We start from the raw sequence: 18,534 nt of genomic DNA, 5'->3' as shown, positions 1-18,534 counted from the left end.
GACCACCCCGTTCACTCCAGCGTTACGTCGTCGATCACGAACGACGTCTGCAGCGAATAATCTTCCGAACCGGTGAAGGTGATCGTGACGGTCTGCCCAGCGATTCCGGTCAGCGGCACCGCGACAGCTGAATAGTCCTGAGCGTCGAGGTTGCTCCACTGGCGCTCTGCGATGCTCGCTCCTGTGTCGTCGACCACGGTCAGAGCCAAAGAGTCGTACGCGACCGCTCTGCGCTCTGCGGTCGTGATCCGCAGCCAGAACGTCAGCGTCGCGTCGGCGCACTCCGTCGGCACAGTGAATGTCTGACTCAGGGTGTCGGTGTTGGCCCAACCGAAACCGTTGAGCCATGCCTTCCACGATCCGTTCCTGGCGGGCTCGAGGTATGAGCGCGAATCGATCACCGTGCTCGTTGCAGACCATGGCGCTGCGGCGCCGGTCTCGAAATCACCGTTTCCGACGACGCCACCTGCCGAGCACTCGTCTGGAGTGGGGTCGGGGTCGGGGTCGGGGTCAGGATCCGGCTCCGGATCGCTGGTCATCGACGCAAGCCGATGAGACTGCGTCACAGCGGGATTCCACACGAACTCATTGCCGTCGCTGAAGACGTAATAGGTTGATCCGTTCGGCATGAGCGCGACGGTGATGCCGCCGAAACCAGACATGAATGGCACGGTGAACGCCTCAACGAAGCTCGGGTCGTCCGCTGAGCTGAAGTCTTTCGCCCATACCGACATGTTGTAGTGCAGCGATGACTCACCGGGGACGTCCAGACCGCGGTCGGAGACATCGCGCTGCATCGCCGCATCGAGAAGTCCGGGGTGCAGTAGCTGCTCTCCGTCGACCGCTCCCCCCAGGGGGCCGAACAGCTCGGCGACCTTGGCGATAGCATCCGTCGTCCAGAACATCCCGTACCCACCGAATGGTGCACCAGTCGGTGAGTTCTCGGTGCGCAGGGTGCTCAAGGCATCCGGACCGACATCGGCGGGAATGAGAACTTCATCGCGAAGCATCTCGAAGATGTCGGCATCGGCGCCTTCATACCCCTCGAGCACGGAATCCATCGCCTGGACAGCGAGGTACGTATCCGAGGTGTGATAAACCCACTGCGTCCCCGGAGCACTCTTGCGCGGAAACGACAGAGCGGCCGTGGTTTTGCCCGAGTAATCCTCAGCGAGGAAGAAGTCGTTCATGACGGCGCCCGCTTCATCGACCTCGTAGCCCGCGGAGTTGTAGTTTCCGGTCGCCATGTCCAGGGCGTTTCTGATCGTCACGCCGTTCCACGCCGCATCTCTCGCGGCCTCGGGCACGTGATCTTGGATCAGTTCTTCGGCAATGGCAGGGGAGTACTTCTGCGCCAGATGGAGCAGCGCGAGAGTTCCGAATGCGGACTTCGCTGTCGAGTATGACGGCAACAGGACCTCGCTGCAGTACGGATGGTCGCCTTGGCGAGTGGGGCACGTGCTCACGTAGTTGATGCCCTCGTAGACGAATCCGTATCCGGACAGCGCTGAGGGCGTGATCCCAGAACCGAATGCAGAGACGTCGATTCCGGAACCGGGGTGGTCGCTGGCCAGCTGCGCGATGGGGCGGGTCGGAAGCCGGTCAGCGAGCTCCTCTGCCGCGCGAAATCGGATGCCGGACGCATCCGCGACCTGCCCGTGCGTGAGCGTCACCGCCTGCTGTCCCCATAGGTCGAACTGGAAGTACTCGCAGGTCTCGCTGGTGATCTGGTAGCGCAGCTGCGACACGCTCGTGTCGGAGAAGAGGAACGTCATCAGGCCGTTGTGCACACAGTTCGCATTGCGCTCGATCAGCGAGAAGGGCAGCGCGGCACGCGTCATTCCGCCGTCGCCTTCCTCCTGCCAGGCGCGGCCGAGTCCGATCGCCATGTTCCACGCGGTGCTGTCGGTGATGCGAAGCCCGCGGGCCGCCGGGATGACCACGCCGTCGTTCTGCACCAGCTCGATCGATACGTCAGGCAGCCGCTTCACTGCGTCGAGAGTCCCGTAGCCGTACGGATCCTTCAGCGCGATGAAGCCTCCAGAGAGCGCTGGTCCCTGGAGAGTCAGTGTGCCTTCGAGCTCATGCACAGGGGGAGCGGCATCAGCCGGAGCCGCAAAGGCGCTGCTCGGCACCGCGGCCGTTGCGATGCCACTCGTGAGCTCGGCGGCGGTCAGAGCAGTGCGTGACACGGTGGCCTCAGCGGTGGGAACGGTATCAGCCGTCGCCGGAACAGACGAGAGCGCTCCGGCGAAGATGAGTGCGGCACCGAGCGCGCAGGCAGCGCGGGTGGCGCGGCGGTGAAAAGGGGCAGGCACATGCATGGATCCTCCTTGATCGAAATGCGTGCCCAGTCTGCGCGACGGCGGGGTGCGGCGTCCAAGACCCCTTCTCGAGTGAAGCGATGCCCGTGAGGTATCAAGACTCGGGGTGTGCGCCAGAACGCGGCGTGGTCTGCGGATACAGTTCGGTGACGAATTCGCTGAGCGCGCTGAGACATTTCTCGATCCGTGCACCAGCGAAGTGATTGTCGTCCCAGACCCCGTACAGAGTGATCGCCAGGTTGCCGTCGGCCGCGCGGATGGGCACTGTGCGAAGGCCGTAGCGGGAATCGTCGGACAGTACGCAGATGCCTCTGCCAGCGGCTGCCAGCGCCAGCGCCAGAGATGAGGACTCCGTCTCCGTTTCTGGCGTGTAGGACAGCCCTGAGCGAGACACTGCGGTATCGAACATGTTGCGCACCCCGTGTGCGCGGCTCATCACTATCAGGGGCTCGCGTACCAGGCGAGCCAGCGGGATGGCCTCTGCGGACGCCAACGGATGGTCGGGATGCACCTGCGCCCAGAGATATGCGTATCCGATCACTCGCGACCGGAACTCCGCGGGCGGGATGCGCGTGCCCACTGCGAAGTCGGCATCCCCTCGTTCGAGCACGTCGTAGACATTCTCCGGGACCACCTCCACGGCATTGCTGATCGGGCCATCCTGTCCCTGCGCGACGACGAACGGCGCCAGGATGTCGGTGACCGTCGTGCCAGCGGACGAGACGGTCAGCCCTCCGCCGTCGCCGCTTGCGATGGAACGCGCGGTGGCTGCGGCGCGCTCGGCGCGAGTGAGAAGGGCCTGCGCGACAGGAAGGAAAGCGCGGCCGGCCGCTGTGAGGGTCACGCCCCGGGGTGCGCGATCGAAGAGTGCGAAGCCCAGGTCCTGCTCCAAGTGGCGCAGCTGGCGACTCAGAGAGGGCTGCGCGACGTGGACTGCTTCGGCCGCTCCGTGGATGGTGCCGTGCGTGCTCGCAGCGACGAAATAGCGAAGCAGACGAAGCTCCATGAGATACCTCCTAGGCATCGAAGTCTTGGAAAACAAGTATTGGCGAGTCTCGCCTCCGTGTCCATAGACTGGCCGAAACCCGCCCCTTGCGGTCTTACCTGGAGGTTGACATGGCTGTCACCACGCAACGATCACGGCGCAGAGCGCTGTTGACCCTGACCGCTGCCGCAGCAACGGCATCGCTGGTCGCATGCACGTCCGGCGGGAGCGGTGCTCCGGCAGAGGGAAGCGGCGCCGATGTGCTCACCGTTGCCGCATCGGCAGCGGTGACCACCTGGGATCCGGTCGCCTCGTTCTCCACCGAAGCGCTCTATATGGGAAACATCTACGAGCCACTCATCTGGAAGAACGCCGAGGGTGCAGACGAGGACTTCACGCCGGCGATCGCCGAGGCGTGGGAAACCAGCGAAGACGGACTCACCTGGACGTTCCACATCCGGCCAGACGCTTCATTCCACGATGGTGAGGCGGTGGATGCCGACGCGGTCGTCGCGAGCATCGAAGCGGCCCGCGAGCGCGCTGGTGCCTCGTTCATCTGGGCGCCGCTGGAGAGCGTTGAAGCCGCCGACGATCTGACCGTCGTCATGAACCTGGCCTACCCGGCGCCGATGGATCTCGTCGCGGCATCCACGTACGGTGCATGGATCGTCTCGCCCAAGGCGCTTGAGGCCGCGGCAGCTGACGAGCAGTACTTCGAGGCCGGTATCGAAGCCGGTACCGGTCCGTACACACTCAAGGAGTACGCGCCAGGCGAGAAGGTCGTGCTCTCGGCATACGAGGACTACTGGGGCGAAGCGCCGCACTACGACATCGTTGATGTCGCGATCACCCCTGATGCCATCACCGCGCAGCAGATGCTGACCGCCGGTGAGGTCGACTTCGCCACCACGATCCCGCTGGATAACGTCGAGTCGGTCTCCGAGCAGATCGGTGCAGAGATTCGCACGGCGAACTCGCCGTTCAACTTCATCGCGCTGCTCAACACGACTCGTCCGCCTCTGGACGATCCGCTTGTGCGACAGGCGCTCAGCTACGCCATTCCGTATGAGGACATCATCGAGGTCAGCGCGCTCGGTTACGGCACTCAGTCTCGGACCGCCGTGCCCAAGGGGATCTTCCCGTACTCGGAGAATGTGCCGCAGTACACCCAGGATCTCGACAAAGCTCGTGATCTTCTCGCGGAAGCGGGCCATGCAGACGGCTTCACGCTAGAACTCACCTACGCCTCGGAGAACGCCACCGAAGCGCGTTTCGTTCCACTCATCAAGGATGCCCTCGCTCAGATCGGCGTGGAGGTGAACGTCACCGCCATGTTGTACAACCAGCAGTGGGAAGCAGCAAAGGCAGATCCGGCAACCGCACAGGACATCTTCGTGCTCTACTACTGGCCGACGTACTCCGATGCGGGCGCAGACAACCTGTACTCGCTGTTCCACTCCAGCGACGTGCCCTTCTTCAACCTGAGCTATTGGAACAACCCCGAGTACGACGAACTCATCGACCGGGCCGCGACTCTGACCGGCAGCGACCGCGAGGCAGCGCAGGCGGCCTACGAGGAAGCCATGCAGATGTTGTACGAGCAGGCGCCCGCGCTCTATCTGTTCGACCCTGAGGTCGTCACGGTGGCGCCTCCCGGACTTCAGATCGGCGACTTCAACGAGAACTACCCGTTCACGACGTTCTTTTCACGCATCGCTCCTGCTGCCTGATCGGCCGACGAGATGTGGCGTTTTCTAGGCAGGCGGATCGTATCCGCGATCCTGGTCCTGCTGGTCATCACCGTGATCGTGTTCGTGATGACCAGGGTGGTTCCTTCGGATCCGGCGGTGGTGTACGCCGGGCCGAAGGCGCCACCCGCCGAACTCGAGCGGATCCGTGAGAAGCTCGGGTTCAACAATCCCCTCCCGATTCAGTTCCTGACCTACCTCGGCGGACTGCTCACCGGAGACTGGGGTGATTCCCTGGCCACTAAGCGCCCAGTGCTCATGGAACTGGCCACCCGGCTCCCCGCGACACTGGAGCTGCTGTTCGCAGCGATGATTCTCGCCACGGTCGGCGGAATCATTCTCGGCGTCATCGCCTCCCGGCGTCCGGGCGGGATCGTGGATGGCGCTGTCCGCGTCGTCGCCATCGGCGGGGTCTCCGTCCCGTCCTTCTGGCTCGGACTGCTCCTGCAGGTCGTGTTCGTCGGATCCCTCGGCATCCTCCCGGCGACGGGGCAGTTCTCCAAAGGGATCGAGTACACCAATCCGGTGGCCGATATCACCGGATTCGCGCTCTTGGACAGCGTGATATCAGGCAACTTCGTGGCCTTCGGTGACGGGATGGCCCATCTCATCCTTCCGGCGGTGACGCTGGCCGCCTATCCGATGGGACTGGTCGCACGGATGATTCGCGCAACCATGCTCGATGTCCTGAGTGAGGACTACGTCTTCACCGCCAACGCCTACGGGCTGCGCGACGTCATGGTGCGGTGGCGGCTTGCGCTCAAGAACGCGCTACCGCCGACGATGACGATCGTCGGGCTGGCCACCGCCTATGCGCTCACCGGCACGTTCTTCGTCGAGGTGGTGTTCAACTGGCCGGGGATCGGCGCCTTCGCCAGTGCCGCAATGCTCGCCGTCGACTACCCGGCGATCATGGCCATCACTCTGCTCGGCGCATTCGCCTACCTCCTTGCCAACCTCATCGTCGATCTCGTACAGGCTCGACTCGACCCGAGAGTGACGATCGCATGACCACCATGACGACGACGCTGACGCCCCTCGCCCTGCCGCCGAAAGACAGCTTCGGCACGCGAATGGTGCGAGTTCTGCGCACGGATTGGCTCGCGACAGCGGGGCTTGCGATCGTGCTGCTCGTAATCGTGTGCGCATTCTTCGGTCAGTGGATCGCACCGTATCCGGAGCAGGGAAGCGGGCAGACGAATGTCGATACTCGTAACATCCCTCCTGGCCTTTCGCACCTGTTCGGAACCGACCAGCTTGGTCGCGACATCCTCAGCCGAGTGATCATGGGCGCGCAGCCCGCCCTGTCGATCGCTGTCGCCGTTGTCGGGCTGGCAGCGCTCATCGGGGTGCCGCTCGGTGCGATCGCCGGTTACCGCGGCGGGCGGCTCGACAACATCCTGATGCGGGTGACGGAGGTCTTCCAGGCGTTCCCGCCGTTGCTGCTTGCTATGGTGATGGTCGCCCTGCTCGGTCCGAGCCTGCTCAACGCCGGGATCGCCCTCGCGATCTGCTGGTGGCCCTGGTACGCGCGGCTGGTGCGGGCAGAGGCACGCTCGCTGCGTGAACGACCGTACGTCGAGGCGGCCCGCGCGATCGGTGTTCCGACCTGGCGCATTCTGCCGCGGCACATCCTGCGCAACTGCCTCACGCCGATCATCATCCAGGCGACCGTCGACGTCGGGGCGATCGTTCTGGCGGCTGGTTCGCTGGCCTTCCTCGGACTCGGTGCACAGCCGCCAGACCCCGACTGGGGACTCATGGTCGCTGAGGGACGCGGGCAGCTGTTCACCGCCTGGTGGATCTCGGCCTTCCCCGGGCTTGCGATCTTCCTCACTGTGCTCGGTTTCAACGTCATCGGTGACGCGCTGCGTGACCTCATCGACCCGAGGCAGGTGAAGAGATGAGCGAACTGCTGCGTGTAGAAGACCTCGAGATCGCGTTCGTCGAGCGGAACCGACTGGTGAACCGCCCCGTCCGCGGGCTGTCACTGAGCATCGGGCCGGGTGAAGTGCTCGGGATCGTCGGCGAGACAGGATGCGGCAAGAGCCTCACAGGGCTCGCAGTGTTGGGGATGCTCCCAGAAGGAGCTCGTCCAACAGGACGGATCGTGCTCGATGGCGTCGAACAGCGCATCGACCGTCCGTCCCCGCTGCGCGGTGACGCCATCGCCATCGTCTTCCAGAACCCTGGCAGCGCATTCAACCCGGTGTTCACTCTCGGCCAGCAGCTCGAAGCCGTCGTCCGCCGGCACCGAAGGATGAGTCGCGCATCTGCGCGCACGCACATTCTGGAGTACTTCGAGCACGTCGGGCTCCCCGACCCGAAGCGCGTGTACGACAGCTATCCGCACGAGCTCTCCGGCGGCATGCTGCAGCGCGTGATGATCGCGCAGGCGCTGGTGTGCGAGCCGAAGCTGCTCATTCTCGACGAACCGACCACAGCGCTGGATGTCACCATCGCGCGCCAGATCCTTCGTCTCATTCTTTCGCTGCGGGATCGCTTCGGCTTCGGTGTGCTGTTGATCACGCACAACCTGGGTGTGGTGCAGGAAGCGTGCGATACCGTCGCCGTCCTCTATGCCGGACGTGTGATCGAGACCGGTCCTGCTGCCGAAGTGCTCGCCGCACCGCAGCATCCGTACACGCGCGGGCTGCTCGGTGCGCTGCCTGCACGGCACGCGAAGGGCGTGCCGCTCGAGGCGATCCGAGGCAGCGTCCCGGCAAACCTGCTGGGCGTGATGGGGTGCGCCTTCTCCGATCGCTGTCCGCGTGCGATCGACGCGTGCTACGAGACGGATCCTGTGCTCAAACCTGTCGGCGCGCTGCGCGAGGCGGCCTGCATCCGGGTGGAGGAATCATGAACGCTGGGTCCGATGCACTGACCGTCACGCACCTCGTGAAGGAATACCGTGCTCACCGCACCGTCTTTCGTGCGGTAGACGATGTCAGCTTCCGCATCCCACGGGGCGCCACGTTCGGGCTCGTCGGAGAGTCAGGGTCGGGGAAGAGCACGATCGCACGGTGCGCGCTCAATCTCATCCAGCCGACGTCGGGAACCAGCCTCGTCGACGGTGCAGATCCCGCCCGCGTGCGGGGCCGAGCGCTGCGCCAGCTGCGCGCGCGGACAGGATTCGTCTTTCAGAACCCGAAAGCGGCTCTCAATCCGAGATTGCGCATCCGGGACAGCGTTGCTGAGCCCCTCAGGACCCATACCGCTCTGAAGCCCGCCGAGATCGACAAGCGCGTCGCCGCGCTCCTCGACGAAGTCGGGCTGTCGTCTTCTCACGCGGACCGGCTGCCTCATCAGCTCTCCGGCGGCCAGGCGCAGCGAGCTGGCGTCGCGAGGGCGATCGCCACCGAACCGGAGCTGATCGTGCTCGACGAACCGACGAGCGCGCTTGATGTCTCAGTACAGGCGCAGGTGCTCAACTTGCTGCAAAGACTCAAGCAAGAGCGGGGCCTCAGTTACCTGCTCATTTCGCACGACCTCGACGTGGTGCGCTATATGAGCGACGAAGCCGGCGTCATGCGCAGAGGACAGATGGTCGAGAGCGGGCCGGCGGACGTCGTACTCAGGACACCGTCGCATGAGTACACGCGGCAACTGCTGGCAGCGATGCCGGCAACGCCAGGAGCGGTGGAGATCGTCCCAGGCGGAGACGAGAGGAGCATCCTGCTGTGACCGATCTGACTCAGGCACTCGCCGCGCGCCCTTCGCGCTACGAGGGGGCTCCCACGCCGCCGACGCTGGACACGTGGCAGGATGCTCCGCACAACAGGTGGGCGTTCGCGCATGTGACGGAATTCGTTCCAACGACCACCATCCACCGTCAGCAGCCCGATGATTCGGGCATCACGCGGCTGGATGCGCTTTCGCGCGCAGATCGGCTCGAACAGCGGTTGACGGATGCGTACACCGATGCGCTGGTCGTCTCGCGGCGCGGGGAAGTGATCGCGGAGTACTATCGCGAGGGCTTCGCCCCGGATGACCGACATCTGCTGATGAGCGTCTCGAAATCAGTGTGCGCACTCACTCTTGCCGCACTGATCGATGAGGGAAGCGTTGATCCCGGCGCGCAGGCCACACGTTACGTGCCTGCGCTCGCCGGGTCCGCCTACGGTGACGTCACCGTGCAGCACGTGCTCGACATGACAGTGGCGGTCGAGTACGACGAGGACTATCGCGACGCGGACTCCGAGGTGCGCGCGCAGGACCGCATCGCGGGATGGCGGACGGCTCGAGAGGGCGACCCCGTCGACACCTATGCATTCCTGCGTTCACTGCGCAGCGCCGGTGCACCAGGACGACGGTTCCAGTACTGCTCGGCAGATACCGATGTGCTGGCGTGGATCATCGAATCGGTCACGGGGCGACGATACGCCGAAGTCGTTTCAGCGAGGGTGTGGCAAGCACTGGGGTGCGAGGACGATGCCTCAGTCACCGTCGACCCTGTGGGATTCCCGTTCGCCAACGGGGGCATCTCCTGCACAGCCAGGGACCTCGCGCGGATCGGCGACCTCATGCTCTCTGGGGGAGTCAGCGGAGGGCGGCAGGTCATCTCGTCCTCGTGGGTGAGTGAGACTCTGGCCGGTGGCGATCCGGAGCTGGCGCGAGGGCTCGCGATCCAGCAGACGCATCCGAACGCGTCGTACCGCAACCAGTGGTGGTCGACGGGAAATGCACGAGGCAACGTCTACGCCGTCGGAATCCACGGACAGTATGTCTGGCTGGATCCGAAGACCGAGACCGTCATCGTGAAGCTCTCGTCCTGCCCTGAGCCGGTGACGACCCGCTGGAACGATGTTCATGCGGGACTCTTCATGAGCATCTGCTCCGCGCTCGAGGGCTGAGTCGTTCACCTTTTGTTCGTGTCGGCGCTGGCTCACGTTCGTCGGTCGCCCCTAACGTCGAGCGAGTGCGTGCTCCTACCTCTTCGTCTGCTGTCCTGACTCGTGGTCTTCTCGGAAGGCTGCGCCCCGGTATCGCCGGTGCGGTCGCTCTCGGCGTCGTCGCTGCGCTGCTGCCTGCCGCAGGAGCGCAGGCTGCCGCTCCTGCGATCGATGGCACGGATGCGCATCCCACCTTCCTGAACAAGACGCACTACACCGGAGAGTTCCACTCGCACACCTCGATCAGCGACGGTGTCGAGCTGCCCGAGGACGCGTACACCTTCGTGGCAGAGAACACAGATGTGGACTTCTTCTCGGCCAGCGAGCACGACGTCACGATGGACGTTCGCTCGGCGGATGACTGGATCGAGCACCACGAGCACGCGCACTCCGACGAGTGGAAGTACCTCAAGAGCGGTGCCGAGCGGCACAACGAATCCGGAGACGGCAAGCTCATCGCCGTCCCGGGGGAAGAAGTCACCTGGTACGACGCCACAGGCCACATCAACCTCTTCAACGCAGAGTGGTTCGTCACCGCTCCGGGCTATGTGCGGGGGTCAGGAGACGGCCTCGGCGGAGCCTTCCCTGTCGGCGACTTCATGTACGACCTTCCGACGTTCTACGCACGCCTCGCCTTGGATCCCGAGGTGATCGGGCAGTTCAACCACCCCTCGCCGAACGGCAAGGGCAACTTCGACAACTTCACCCACCTCACTCGTGAAGCAGATGAGCGCATGTCGCTCTTCGAGCACAAGGGAGCGTCCTACGACGGACAGTGGCAGCTAGCCCTCGACAGCGGTTGGCACCTCGCTCCGGTGTTCAACGGCGACGAGCACGGTGCCAATTGGGTGGCAGGCAACCCCGCGCTGACCGGGGTGTGGGCCGACGAGAAATCCCTCGATGCTGTGCACCGCGCCATGCGCGAGCGCAGCATGTACTCGACCCTCGACGAGAACGCGATCCTCGCCTTCAGCGGAAACGACCAGATGATGGGCGCTGTCCTGTCGGACGACACAGACGAATTGGACGTCGTCGTGCAGGCGGCAGATCCGGATGCTGCCGACTCGTTCACCAGCATCCAGATCATCAGCAATGCCGGCCGGGTCGCGCACGACTTCGGTGCGCTGTCCGGCAACGTGCAGGACCTCGCCGTCACCCTCGATGTCGCCGACGGCGACTACTACTTCGTGAAGGCGACGCAGGCAGATGGCGCTCAGCTCGTCTCCGCGCCGATCTGGATCGGCGACACAGTGCGCGGGGCGAATTACGCGCCCGAGATCACCATCGACACGAACGCTCCAGAGCTCGTTGCGGAGGGGGAGCGCGTGGAGATTCCCCGCTTCTCGGCAGTCGACGACAGCGGAAAGACGCCGACCACGACGGTGGAGGTCTACAACTCAGAACACCTGCTGCCGGTCACCGACGGCGAGTTCGCCATCGAGGGCTACGACGACCACTTCATCGTGATCAAGGCGACCGACGGCGACGGCAGCACATCGGCGAAGGTGCACCGCATCCAGGTGCGCGACACCGACCTCGATCCTGAGCAAGTCTTCCGACACCTCGGTGCGGTCGCCACGGTCGGTGCAGAGCCGGGAGAAGCCGGCCTGAGCGTCGCGACCGACGTCGGCATCGAGAACGCCTGGGCGAAGATCACGCCGGTGGGCTCCTTCCTCGATCTGGGATCGAAGACCATCGCCTCGTCGAATGACCGCGTGTTCGAGCTGGACTCCATCGCCACTGAGGCAGAGACCTATCTCGACAGCATCACCGCCCACGCGCTGCGCAGTCACGAGTTCGATCTGACCGAGCTGCAGCAGGGAACCAGGTACGAGTACCGCTTCGGCGTCGGAGAGGGCGGTCCGTGGACGGACGTGCGCGGAGAGTTCGTCGCCGGCGGCGCAGAGGATGCGCCGGTCTACGTGCTCGGCGATGTTCAGGTCGGTAGCGGCGAGAAGTCGGACTTCGAACTGCCTGCACGGATGCTCGATCAGTTGCGTGAGCAGCGTGCGGGCGGGGAGACCGTCATCCAGGTCGGCGACCTTGTAGACAATGCCGGCAACGCCAGCCTGTGGCAGGGAACCTTCGACTACTCTCTGCGCGACCTCGACCTGCAGTTCGCGACCATGGTCGGAAACCACGAGACATACGGCGACCGCGAAGTGGGCATGGCGCTTTCCTCTGAGCGCAACCGCATCTTCACCTCGATGTACGATCTGCCCAAGAACGGCAGCGCGGTCGGCGAGAGCAACTACTCGTTCGATCGAGGCAGCATCCACTTCTCGGTGCTCAACTCGAACTATGACCTCGATACCCAGCTGGCCTGGCTCGAAGAGGACGTGCGCTCCAACGACGCCGAGTGGCACGTTGTGATGGGCCACTTCCCCTACTACGGGGGACGGCACAGCAGCGATGCCGGAATGTCGATCGCTCGCGCCAAGGTCACCCAGACCCTGGACCAGCTCGGGGTCGGCCTCTACATCGGCGGTCACGACCACGTCTACAAACGCGGCACAATCCTCGACGGCGCACTCGTCACGGACGACTCACAGCGAGACCTCGGCACCACCTTCATCACGATGGGCTCGAGCGGACCGAAGTTCTACGACAACCAGGTCCAGTGGTGGGACGACAAGGTCTTCGACGTCGACACGCAGACCGGTCTTGTGCTCGAAGCCGCAGACGGCGAGCTTCAGGCGCGCGTCTACACGATCGACGGCGAGCTGGTCGACGAGTTCGCGGTGGACAAGCCCGAGAGCATGTTCCGCGTCACATCCCACGACGTCGTCGACGGGGAACTCAGCCGGATCGGCGTGCTCAGCACCGACGGTGCACCGAACGACACGACGCTCGTGGCTGCCGCCTACGACCTCAGCGGCGAGCAGCTCCTCGATGTTCGAACCGTGACGGCAGAGCTCGACCACCGCGGGATCGAACAGCTCGTGACCTTCGAATCGCCGTTGCCAGTGCGATCCGACAGCACGATCCGCTTGTTCGCCTGGGATGGCCTGGCCAGCGGCCAGCCGCTGACACCCGCGATCCTGGTCCGCGAGGGAATGCCAGGGGAGGGGACGGCCGAAAGTCCGTACGAACTGCGCACCTGGGCTGACATCGAGAAGATCGTGCAGGCACCGGACGCTCACTACGCGCTGATGAACGACGTCGCACTCGACGGCGCAGAGCGCACCCAGATCGGCGCGGGGGCGACGCCGTTCGCAGGCGTCTTCGACGGGCGTGGGCACACGGTCAGCGGTTTTGCGGCCGAGCCGTCCAGCGGCTCAGGACTGTTCCAGACGAACGAGGGGACCATTCACGACCTCGCCGTCGTGGAGGCAGACATCACTGCGGTGATCGGCACCGCCGGCATCCTCGCTGACGTCAACAACGGCACGATCGAACGCAGTTGGACCAGCGGCTCGATTTCTGCTCCCGCTCGCGCTGGCGGTCTGGTCGGCGATTCTGCAGGAACGATCAAGGACAGCTACTCGACCGCGCGCGTCCAGGTTGCGGGCACCGAGTCCGGTGGCCTCATCGGAGTGGCGCTGGGCGGCTCGGTCACCGAGAACGTCTACGCCTCCGGCGCCGTGGCTGCCGATACCCGCAACACCGGCGGCATCGTCGGCTACGGCTACAACGAGACCGCGATCCGCAACGCGATGTCTCTCAACGTCGCTGTCACCGCACCGAGCTACGCCCATGCGGTCCTTGGGCGAGTGCTTTCCAGCCAGCAGGCGACGCTCGAGAACAACCACGCCTCGGATGAGACATTCGTTTCGGCGGAGTCCTTGGCTGATGCACCGGCTGCCGACAATCTCAAGGGAGCCCGGGTGCCGGCTTCCACAGCAAGGACGGTGGAGCACTTCGCCACGACGCTCGGATGGGACCTTGACGGCGTCTGGGCATGGAACGCGGATGCCGAACGCCCCGTGCTGCGCTCCAATCCCGAGGAGTACAGTAAGCCCACCCCCGAACTGCCGACCAACGAAGAAGGATTCTTCGAGATCGCCACAGCCGAGGATCTGCGACTGATCGATGAGTTCCCGACCGAGCGCTTCGTGCTCACGTCGGACATCGCGCTCGCCGATGCCGCATTCACGTCCCTTGCCTCCCTGGTGCCGTTCTCTGGTGAGCTCGATGGCGCAGGTCACGCCATCTCGGGGCTGCAGTCCGAAACCGGCGGACTGTTCAACCTCAACGGTGGGCACATCCACGATCTCGGCATCGAAGGCGCGAAGGTCAGCAGCACCGTGGCGCGCGCGGGAATTCTCGCGAACGTCAGCACTGGCCTCATCGAGCGGGTGTACACGACGGGGGAGATCAGCGGGCTGAACCGCGTCGGCGGCATCCTCGGCGACTCCAGTGGTGAGCTTCGCGATGCCTACACGACCGCGTCAGTTCACGGATCGAGCACCGAGGTGGGCGGTGCTGTCGGTGTGGCACTTGCCGGATCGCTCAGTGAGCGGGTCTACGCCACGGGAACCGTCGCTGCCGACGCCCGCAACACGGGCGGTGTCTTCGGCTATGCCTACACCGGCACGGTGATCCGCAACAGCGTTTCGCTGGCGCAGACCGTCACGGCTCCCTCGTGGGCGCACCGGTTCCTCGGGCGGGTGCTGGCGGGCAATACCGCAACGCTCGAGAACAACTGGGCCTCTGTCGACACGACCGCTGAGACTCCGACCGACACGGCAGCTCCCTCGACGACGAACCTGCATGGCGGAACCGCGACAGCGGAGCAGCTGGCAAGCTTCGGGTTCTATCTCGACACACTCGGCTTCGACGCGAACATCTGGCAGTGGGGCAGCGCCAACGCGCGCCCGCTTCTCAGCGGCGTCGGGGAGTCGCGTGGACTCGACGAGGATGATGAGGAGACGCCTGAAGTCGGGCCGAACCTCGACACTGACGAAGATGGTGTGTTCCTCGTTGACGATGCGGCGGACTTCGCCGAGATCGGAACATACCCCGCGGAAAGCTATCGACTGATCGCCGACGTCGATCTCACAGGTACCGACGCACGCATCGCACCGGTGTTCTCTGGGACGTTCGACGGTGATGGACACACGGTCACCGGCTATCGCTCGGAGACGGGCGGACTGTTCGCAGAGGTGACCGGCACAGTGCGCAAGCTCGCGCTGGTGGATGCTGAGGTCGTGTCGACTGCATCCGAGGTCGGACTGCTGGTGGATCGTCTGGCAGCCGGCGCCGCCGTCGCAGAGGTCCGCACCAGCGGATCGATCAGCGGCGCCGCCACCGTCGGCGGCATCGTGGGCTATCTCTACGGCACGATCAGCGATTCCTCTTCGGATGCTGACGTCACGGCGAACGCGGGTCGTCAGGCCGGCGGCGTGGCAGGTATCGCCGGACGCGGCAGCCTCACGCAGCGCGTGTACGCGGCGGGAGCCGTCGAAGTCATCGCGAATCAGAATGCTGGCGGTGTCGTGGGGTACTCCTACGCGACGACGACGGTGGTGCAGTCCGTTGCGCTGAACAGCGCGATCACCGCGTCCTCGCACGCGGGACGGATCGCGGCGCGCGAGCTCGGCACCGAGCACGCGACGTTCGTGGACAACCTTGCGGTCGATTCGATCGTCATTACCGGGCAGACGGTCACCGATCAGGGGCGCCAGACGCGCAACGGAGAGACGATCTCTGCGGATGCCGCACACCAGCAGAGCACGTATGAGGCAATCGGGTGGGACTTCGCAAGCGTCTGGGCGTGGGATGCCACAGCATCTCGCCCCGTGCTGGTCAACGCCCGATAACCGCCGCATAAGCGAAGAGAGCAGAAACATGAAGATGAACAAGACGGTGTCACACACGTGCGGTGCGATCGTGCTCGGCATTGCGGTGGCGGTAGGCGCGCCTCTGATGGCGAGTGCCGCTGAGCATGATGCCACGACGGCAGACGGTGTTGCCGATGTACAGATCGATTTCGGAACCGGGGCAGCGGAGCGGACCGCGACAGTGCTCGTGCTGGACGCAAACGCAGATCCGGATGCCCCGACTGAAGCCAACATCGCTTACGTCGCCGAAGTGCCCACCGATGCTTCGGGTGTCGCTTCCTTCCGTGCGGTGCTCCCGGAGGGGCTGGACTACTGGCTCGCCAGCACAGTCGATGGTGGCGAACGCTATGTCGCGATGCTGGACGGCAGCGTCCCTGACGATGGCAGCAATGGCGGCGGTGACGGCGGCGGTACGGGCGACAATGGTACGGGTACGGGCACGGGCTCGGACCAGGGCGGCAAGAACGCCCCCGCTGCAGACGGCGATCTGGCCACGACGGGTCTTGCCGAATGGGTCCTTCCGGCAGGTCTTCTCGCTGCCGGTGGCCTGATCGCCGCCGGTACGGCATTGGCCCGTCGGCGTCGCACGCACGCGTGACGCCGGCGCGGTGACCTCAGCGCCTCTTCGTGAGGCGCATTTCGAGGTTCGCCTTCACAGCCGGCCACTCCGGCTCGATGATCGAGTACTCCACGCTGTCGCGCAGGGCTCCGTTGCGATAGCGGGAGATCGCGCGCATGACGCCGTCCTGTTTGGCTCCGAGACGCTCGATCGCCGTGCGCGACTGGAAGTTCACCCACTGTGTGGTGAGCCCGACCCGGTACACGCCGAGGGTCTCGAACGCATGGGTCATGAGCAGCAGCTTCGACTCGGCGTTCGTACCGCTGCCGTGCGCGGACGGACGATTCCACGTGTAGCCGATGTGCAGTCGCGGTACCGACTCATCGAAGTCGTAGAACGAGGTCATCCCGATCGCGCGACCGGAAGCATCGAATGCCGTGAACGGCACCATCTCGCCCGTTTCGATCAGCGCAAGTCGGCGGTCGATTTCTGCGGCGACACCATCCGGCGCGGGGACAGAGGTGTACCAGGCCGTTTTCCAGAGGTCACCCTCGGTCACCGCTTCGACGAGCCCGTCACGGTGCTCACGCGCGAGAGGGCGCAATTCGACCAGGTCGCCGGTGAGAGTCAGGGGAGTCGGAGGCACGAGAAAAGGCACCCGACTATTCAATCAGCGAATGATTCCCGGACTGCACCCTCCAGCGTCGGATACTCGAACTCGAAACCCGCCGCCACAAGCTTCTCGGGCAGCACCCACCGGCTTTTGAGGATCAGCTCGGTTTCGGTGCGGATGCCGATGGCGCCGAGCTCCAGCATCCATCGCGGCATCGGCGGGCCGAAGCGCACGCCGAGCACGCGACGCACGGTCGCCATGAACGTCGTGTTGTCCACCGGGTTCGGGGCTGCCGCATTGACGGCACCGTCGAGTTCAGGATGCTGCTCGAGGAAGTCGATGATGCGGGTGACGTCGTCGATATGCACCCAGCTGAAGCGTTGTCTGCCGTGCTTCGCGCCCGGGAGGTGCGCGGTTCCTGCGGCCTTGCGTGCGCGACTCACGGGCCACCAGCCGTCGTGCTGCGCGCCGCCGAGGCCGATTCGCGCGAGGTTCTTCAGCGGACCGAGCACACCACCGTGGCCGAGAACGATCGTGCTGCGAAGGGCGACTCTGCGCGTGTGCGGTAGGTCATCGGCGAACAGCGCCTTCTCCCACGCCCTTGCGACCTCGACGGAGAAGCCCGTGCCGATCTCACCCGAGGATTCCGTCATGGGTCGGTCCTCAGCGTGCCGATAGATCGTCGCCGTCGATGAGTTCACCCAGAGCGCGGGAGGGGCAGCCGCTGCCTGGATCGCGTGGCTCAGCGCTGCCGTGGTCTGCAGTCGAGAGCTGAAGATCTCGTCCCGATTCTCGGGCGTGTAGCGGCAATTGACGCTCTTGCCTGCAAGGCCGATGATGAGGGCTGCGCCGTCGATTGCCTGGTCGATGCCGCTGTGATCGCTCCAGGACAGATCCGCGCCGGAGCGGGAGATCGTTGTGACCTCGCGCCCTTCGGCACGATACTTCTCCTGCAGTCGCCGTCCCATGAATCCCGAGGATCCGCCGATGACGACCCGACCTTCATTCGCGTTCACGCGGCCTCCACGATGCGATAGGTGAAGTCACCGGAATACTCGTACAGGCGCCCGATCAGCGGCATGTCGATCGTGACGGAGACCTGCTGGCGTTCGCTTTCATCGTCGAAGCGCTCGGTGAGTCGGACGGCAGGTGCGATCAGCCGGGGGATGCGGATCTGCAATCGACCCCATCGGATGCCGACGGTGTGACTGACCATCGACAGCGCACCGTCGTCGACGGCGACTTCGAAGCTCGCTGCAACGACAGCTGGATCGCCGAGCTCGTCGACGAGACGGCCGTGTGGACGATGCGCGACGGCGTCGCGCATCGTCCACGGCTGGCCAGGCAGCAGGAACTCGCGATCGCTGACCATGCGCCCGGCGATCAATTCGTTCGTGACCCGGAACGGAACGTGCAGCTGCCAGCCCGCGTAGACGACGCCGCGCCGATGAAGAGGCCGCAGCAGCGGCCACAGCCAGCGACGGGGCGTGCCGACGCTGCGGAAGATCCCCTCGCCGACTCCGAGGCGACCTTCAGGAATCGTGGAGAAGTACTGCTGCAGCTTCGGGTGCAGATCGTGCAGCCGATCGCCGAGAACCTGCTCGTAGGGAGAGCGCGATATGTGACGCAT

General features: G+C 64.8%; 13 protein-coding genes. 8 read left to right on the top strand and 5 right to left on the bottom strand.

Going from position 1 to position 18,534, the window contains the following annotated elements:
* Positions 1 to 11 precede the first annotated feature (11 nt).
* A complete protein-coding gene (locus tag ACTU6V_RS13320; RefSeq protein WP_443475824.1) occupies positions 12 to 2,324 on the bottom strand; it encodes a hypothetical protein in 2,313 nt (770 codons plus the stop codon).
* A 94-nt stretch (positions 2,325 to 2,418) separates the two neighbouring features.
* A complete protein-coding gene (locus tag ACTU6V_RS13315; RefSeq protein ID WP_443469004.1) occupies positions 2,419 to 3,330 on the bottom strand; it encodes a LysR family transcriptional regulator in 912 nt (303 codons plus the stop codon).
* A gap of 110 nt (positions 3,331 to 3,440) precedes the next feature.
* Here ACTU6V_RS13315 and ACTU6V_RS13310 point away from each other — a divergent pair, with 110 nt between their 5' ends.
* The 8 genes from ACTU6V_RS13310 to ACTU6V_RS13275 all read left to right on the top strand — a co-directional run bounded on the left by ACTU6V_RS13310 (position 3,441) and on the right by ACTU6V_RS13275 (position 16,330).
* Entirely contained in the window at positions 3,441 to 5,039 is a 1,599-nt protein-coding gene (locus ACTU6V_RS13310) for an ABC transporter substrate-binding protein (RefSeq protein WP_443475823.1), read from the top strand.
* Positions 5,040 to 5,051: 12 nt separating this feature from the next.
* Positions 5,052 to 6,068 (top strand): ABC transporter permease, encoded by a 1,017-nt coding sequence (locus tag ACTU6V_RS13305; RefSeq protein WP_443475822.1) that lies wholly within the window; start codon positions 5,052 to 5,054, stop codon positions 6,066 to 6,068.
* Complete coding sequence (locus ACTU6V_RS13300) at positions 6,065 to 6,964, top strand: ABC transporter permease (RefSeq protein WP_443469001.1); 900 nt, start codon at positions 6,065 to 6,067, stop codon at positions 6,962 to 6,964. Before ACTU6V_RS13305 ends, ACTU6V_RS13300 begins: the two co-directional genes overlap by 4 nt.
* Positions 6,961 to 7,920: an ABC transporter ATP-binding protein gene (locus ACTU6V_RS13295; RefSeq protein ID WP_443469000.1), complete on the top strand. Its 960-nt coding sequence runs from the start codon at positions 6,961 to 6,963 to the stop codon at positions 7,918 to 7,920. The genes ACTU6V_RS13300 and ACTU6V_RS13295 overlap by 4 nt, the downstream gene beginning before the upstream one ends.
* On the top strand, positions 7,917 to 8,741 hold the full coding sequence (locus tag ACTU6V_RS13290; protein WP_443475821.1) for an ATP-binding cassette domain-containing protein: 825 nt from the start codon (positions 7,917 to 7,919) through the stop codon (positions 8,739 to 8,741). The genes ACTU6V_RS13295 and ACTU6V_RS13290 overlap by 4 nt, the downstream gene beginning before the upstream one ends.
* Complete coding sequence (locus tag ACTU6V_RS13285) at positions 8,738 to 9,910, top strand: serine hydrolase domain-containing protein (protein ID WP_443475820.1); 1,173 nt, start codon at positions 8,738 to 8,740, stop codon at positions 9,908 to 9,910. The genes ACTU6V_RS13290 and ACTU6V_RS13285 overlap by 4 nt, the downstream gene beginning before the upstream one ends.
* 65 nt (positions 9,911 to 9,975) lie before the next feature.
* The gene (locus ACTU6V_RS13280) at positions 9,976 to 15,711 is read left to right on the top strand and encodes a metallophosphoesterase (RefSeq protein WP_443475819.1); all 5,736 of its coding nucleotides are present in this window, start codon (positions 9,976 to 9,978) and stop codon (positions 15,709 to 15,711) included.
* Positions 15,712 to 15,739: 28 nt separating this feature from the next.
* On the top strand, positions 15,740 to 16,330 hold the full coding sequence (locus tag ACTU6V_RS13275; RefSeq protein ID WP_443475818.1) for a hypothetical protein: 591 nt from the start codon (positions 15,740 to 15,742) through the stop codon (positions 16,328 to 16,330).
* A gap of 16 nt (positions 16,331 to 16,346) precedes the next feature.
* Here ACTU6V_RS13275 and ACTU6V_RS13270 read toward each other — a convergent pair whose 3' ends face one another.
* The 3 genes from ACTU6V_RS13270 to ACTU6V_RS13260 are packed head-to-tail and all read right to left on the bottom strand — an operon-like array spanning position 16,347 to position 18,534.
* Positions 16,347 to 16,937: a GNAT family N-acetyltransferase gene (locus ACTU6V_RS13270; RefSeq protein ID WP_443475817.1), complete on the bottom strand. Its 591-nt coding sequence runs from the start codon at positions 16,935 to 16,937 to the stop codon at positions 16,347 to 16,349.
* A gap of 20 nt (positions 16,938 to 16,957) precedes the next feature.
* On the bottom strand, positions 16,958 to 17,920 hold the full coding sequence (locus ACTU6V_RS13265) for an epimerase (protein ID WP_443475816.1): 963 nt from the start codon (positions 17,918 to 17,920) through the stop codon (positions 16,958 to 16,960).
* Complete coding sequence (locus ACTU6V_RS13260) at positions 17,917 to 18,534, bottom strand: DUF4166 domain-containing protein (RefSeq protein ID WP_443468993.1); 618 nt, start codon at positions 18,532 to 18,534, stop codon at positions 17,917 to 17,919. Before ACTU6V_RS13260 ends, ACTU6V_RS13265 begins: the two co-directional genes overlap by 4 nt.

This window comes from Microbacterium zouquanmingi (genome assembly GCF_052266675.1).
Lineage (GTDB): Bacteria > Actinomycetota > Actinomycetes > Actinomycetales > Microbacteriaceae > Microbacterium.
This window is presented reverse-complemented; position numbering and strand designations above follow the sequence as displayed.

Excerpts from the sequence above, each read along its gene's own strand:
- ACTU6V_RS13320 (WP_443475824.1), bottom strand. The coding sequence starts at position 2,324 with ATGCATGTGCCTGCCCCTTTTCACCGCCGCGCCACCCGCGCTGCCTGC.
- ACTU6V_RS13315 (WP_443469004.1), bottom strand. The coding sequence starts at position 3,330 with ATGGAGCTTCGTCTGCTTCGCTATTTCGTCGCTGCGAGCACGCACGGC.
- ACTU6V_RS13310 (WP_443475823.1), top strand. The coding sequence starts at position 3,441 with ATGGCTGTCACCACGCAACGATCACGGCGCAGAGCGCTGTTGACCCTG.
- ACTU6V_RS13305 (WP_443475822.1), top strand. The coding sequence starts at position 5,052 with ATGTGGCGTTTTCTAGGCAGGCGGATCGTATCCGCGATCCTGGTCCTG.
- ACTU6V_RS13300 (WP_443469001.1), top strand. The coding sequence starts at position 6,065 with ATGACCACCATGACGACGACGCTGACGCCCCTCGCCCTGCCGCCGAAA.
- ACTU6V_RS13295 (WP_443469000.1), top strand. The coding sequence starts at position 6,961 with ATGAGCGAACTGCTGCGTGTAGAAGACCTCGAGATCGCGTTCGTCGAG.
- ACTU6V_RS13290 (WP_443475821.1), top strand. The coding sequence starts at position 7,917 with ATGAACGCTGGGTCCGATGCACTGACCGTCACGCACCTCGTGAAGGAA.
- ACTU6V_RS13275 (WP_443475818.1), top strand. The coding sequence starts at position 15,740 with ATGAAGATGAACAAGACGGTGTCACACACGTGCGGTGCGATCGTGCTC.
- ACTU6V_RS13260 (WP_443468993.1), bottom strand. The coding sequence starts at position 18,534 with ATGCGTCACATATCGCGCTCTCCCTACGAGCAGGTTCTCGGCGATCGG.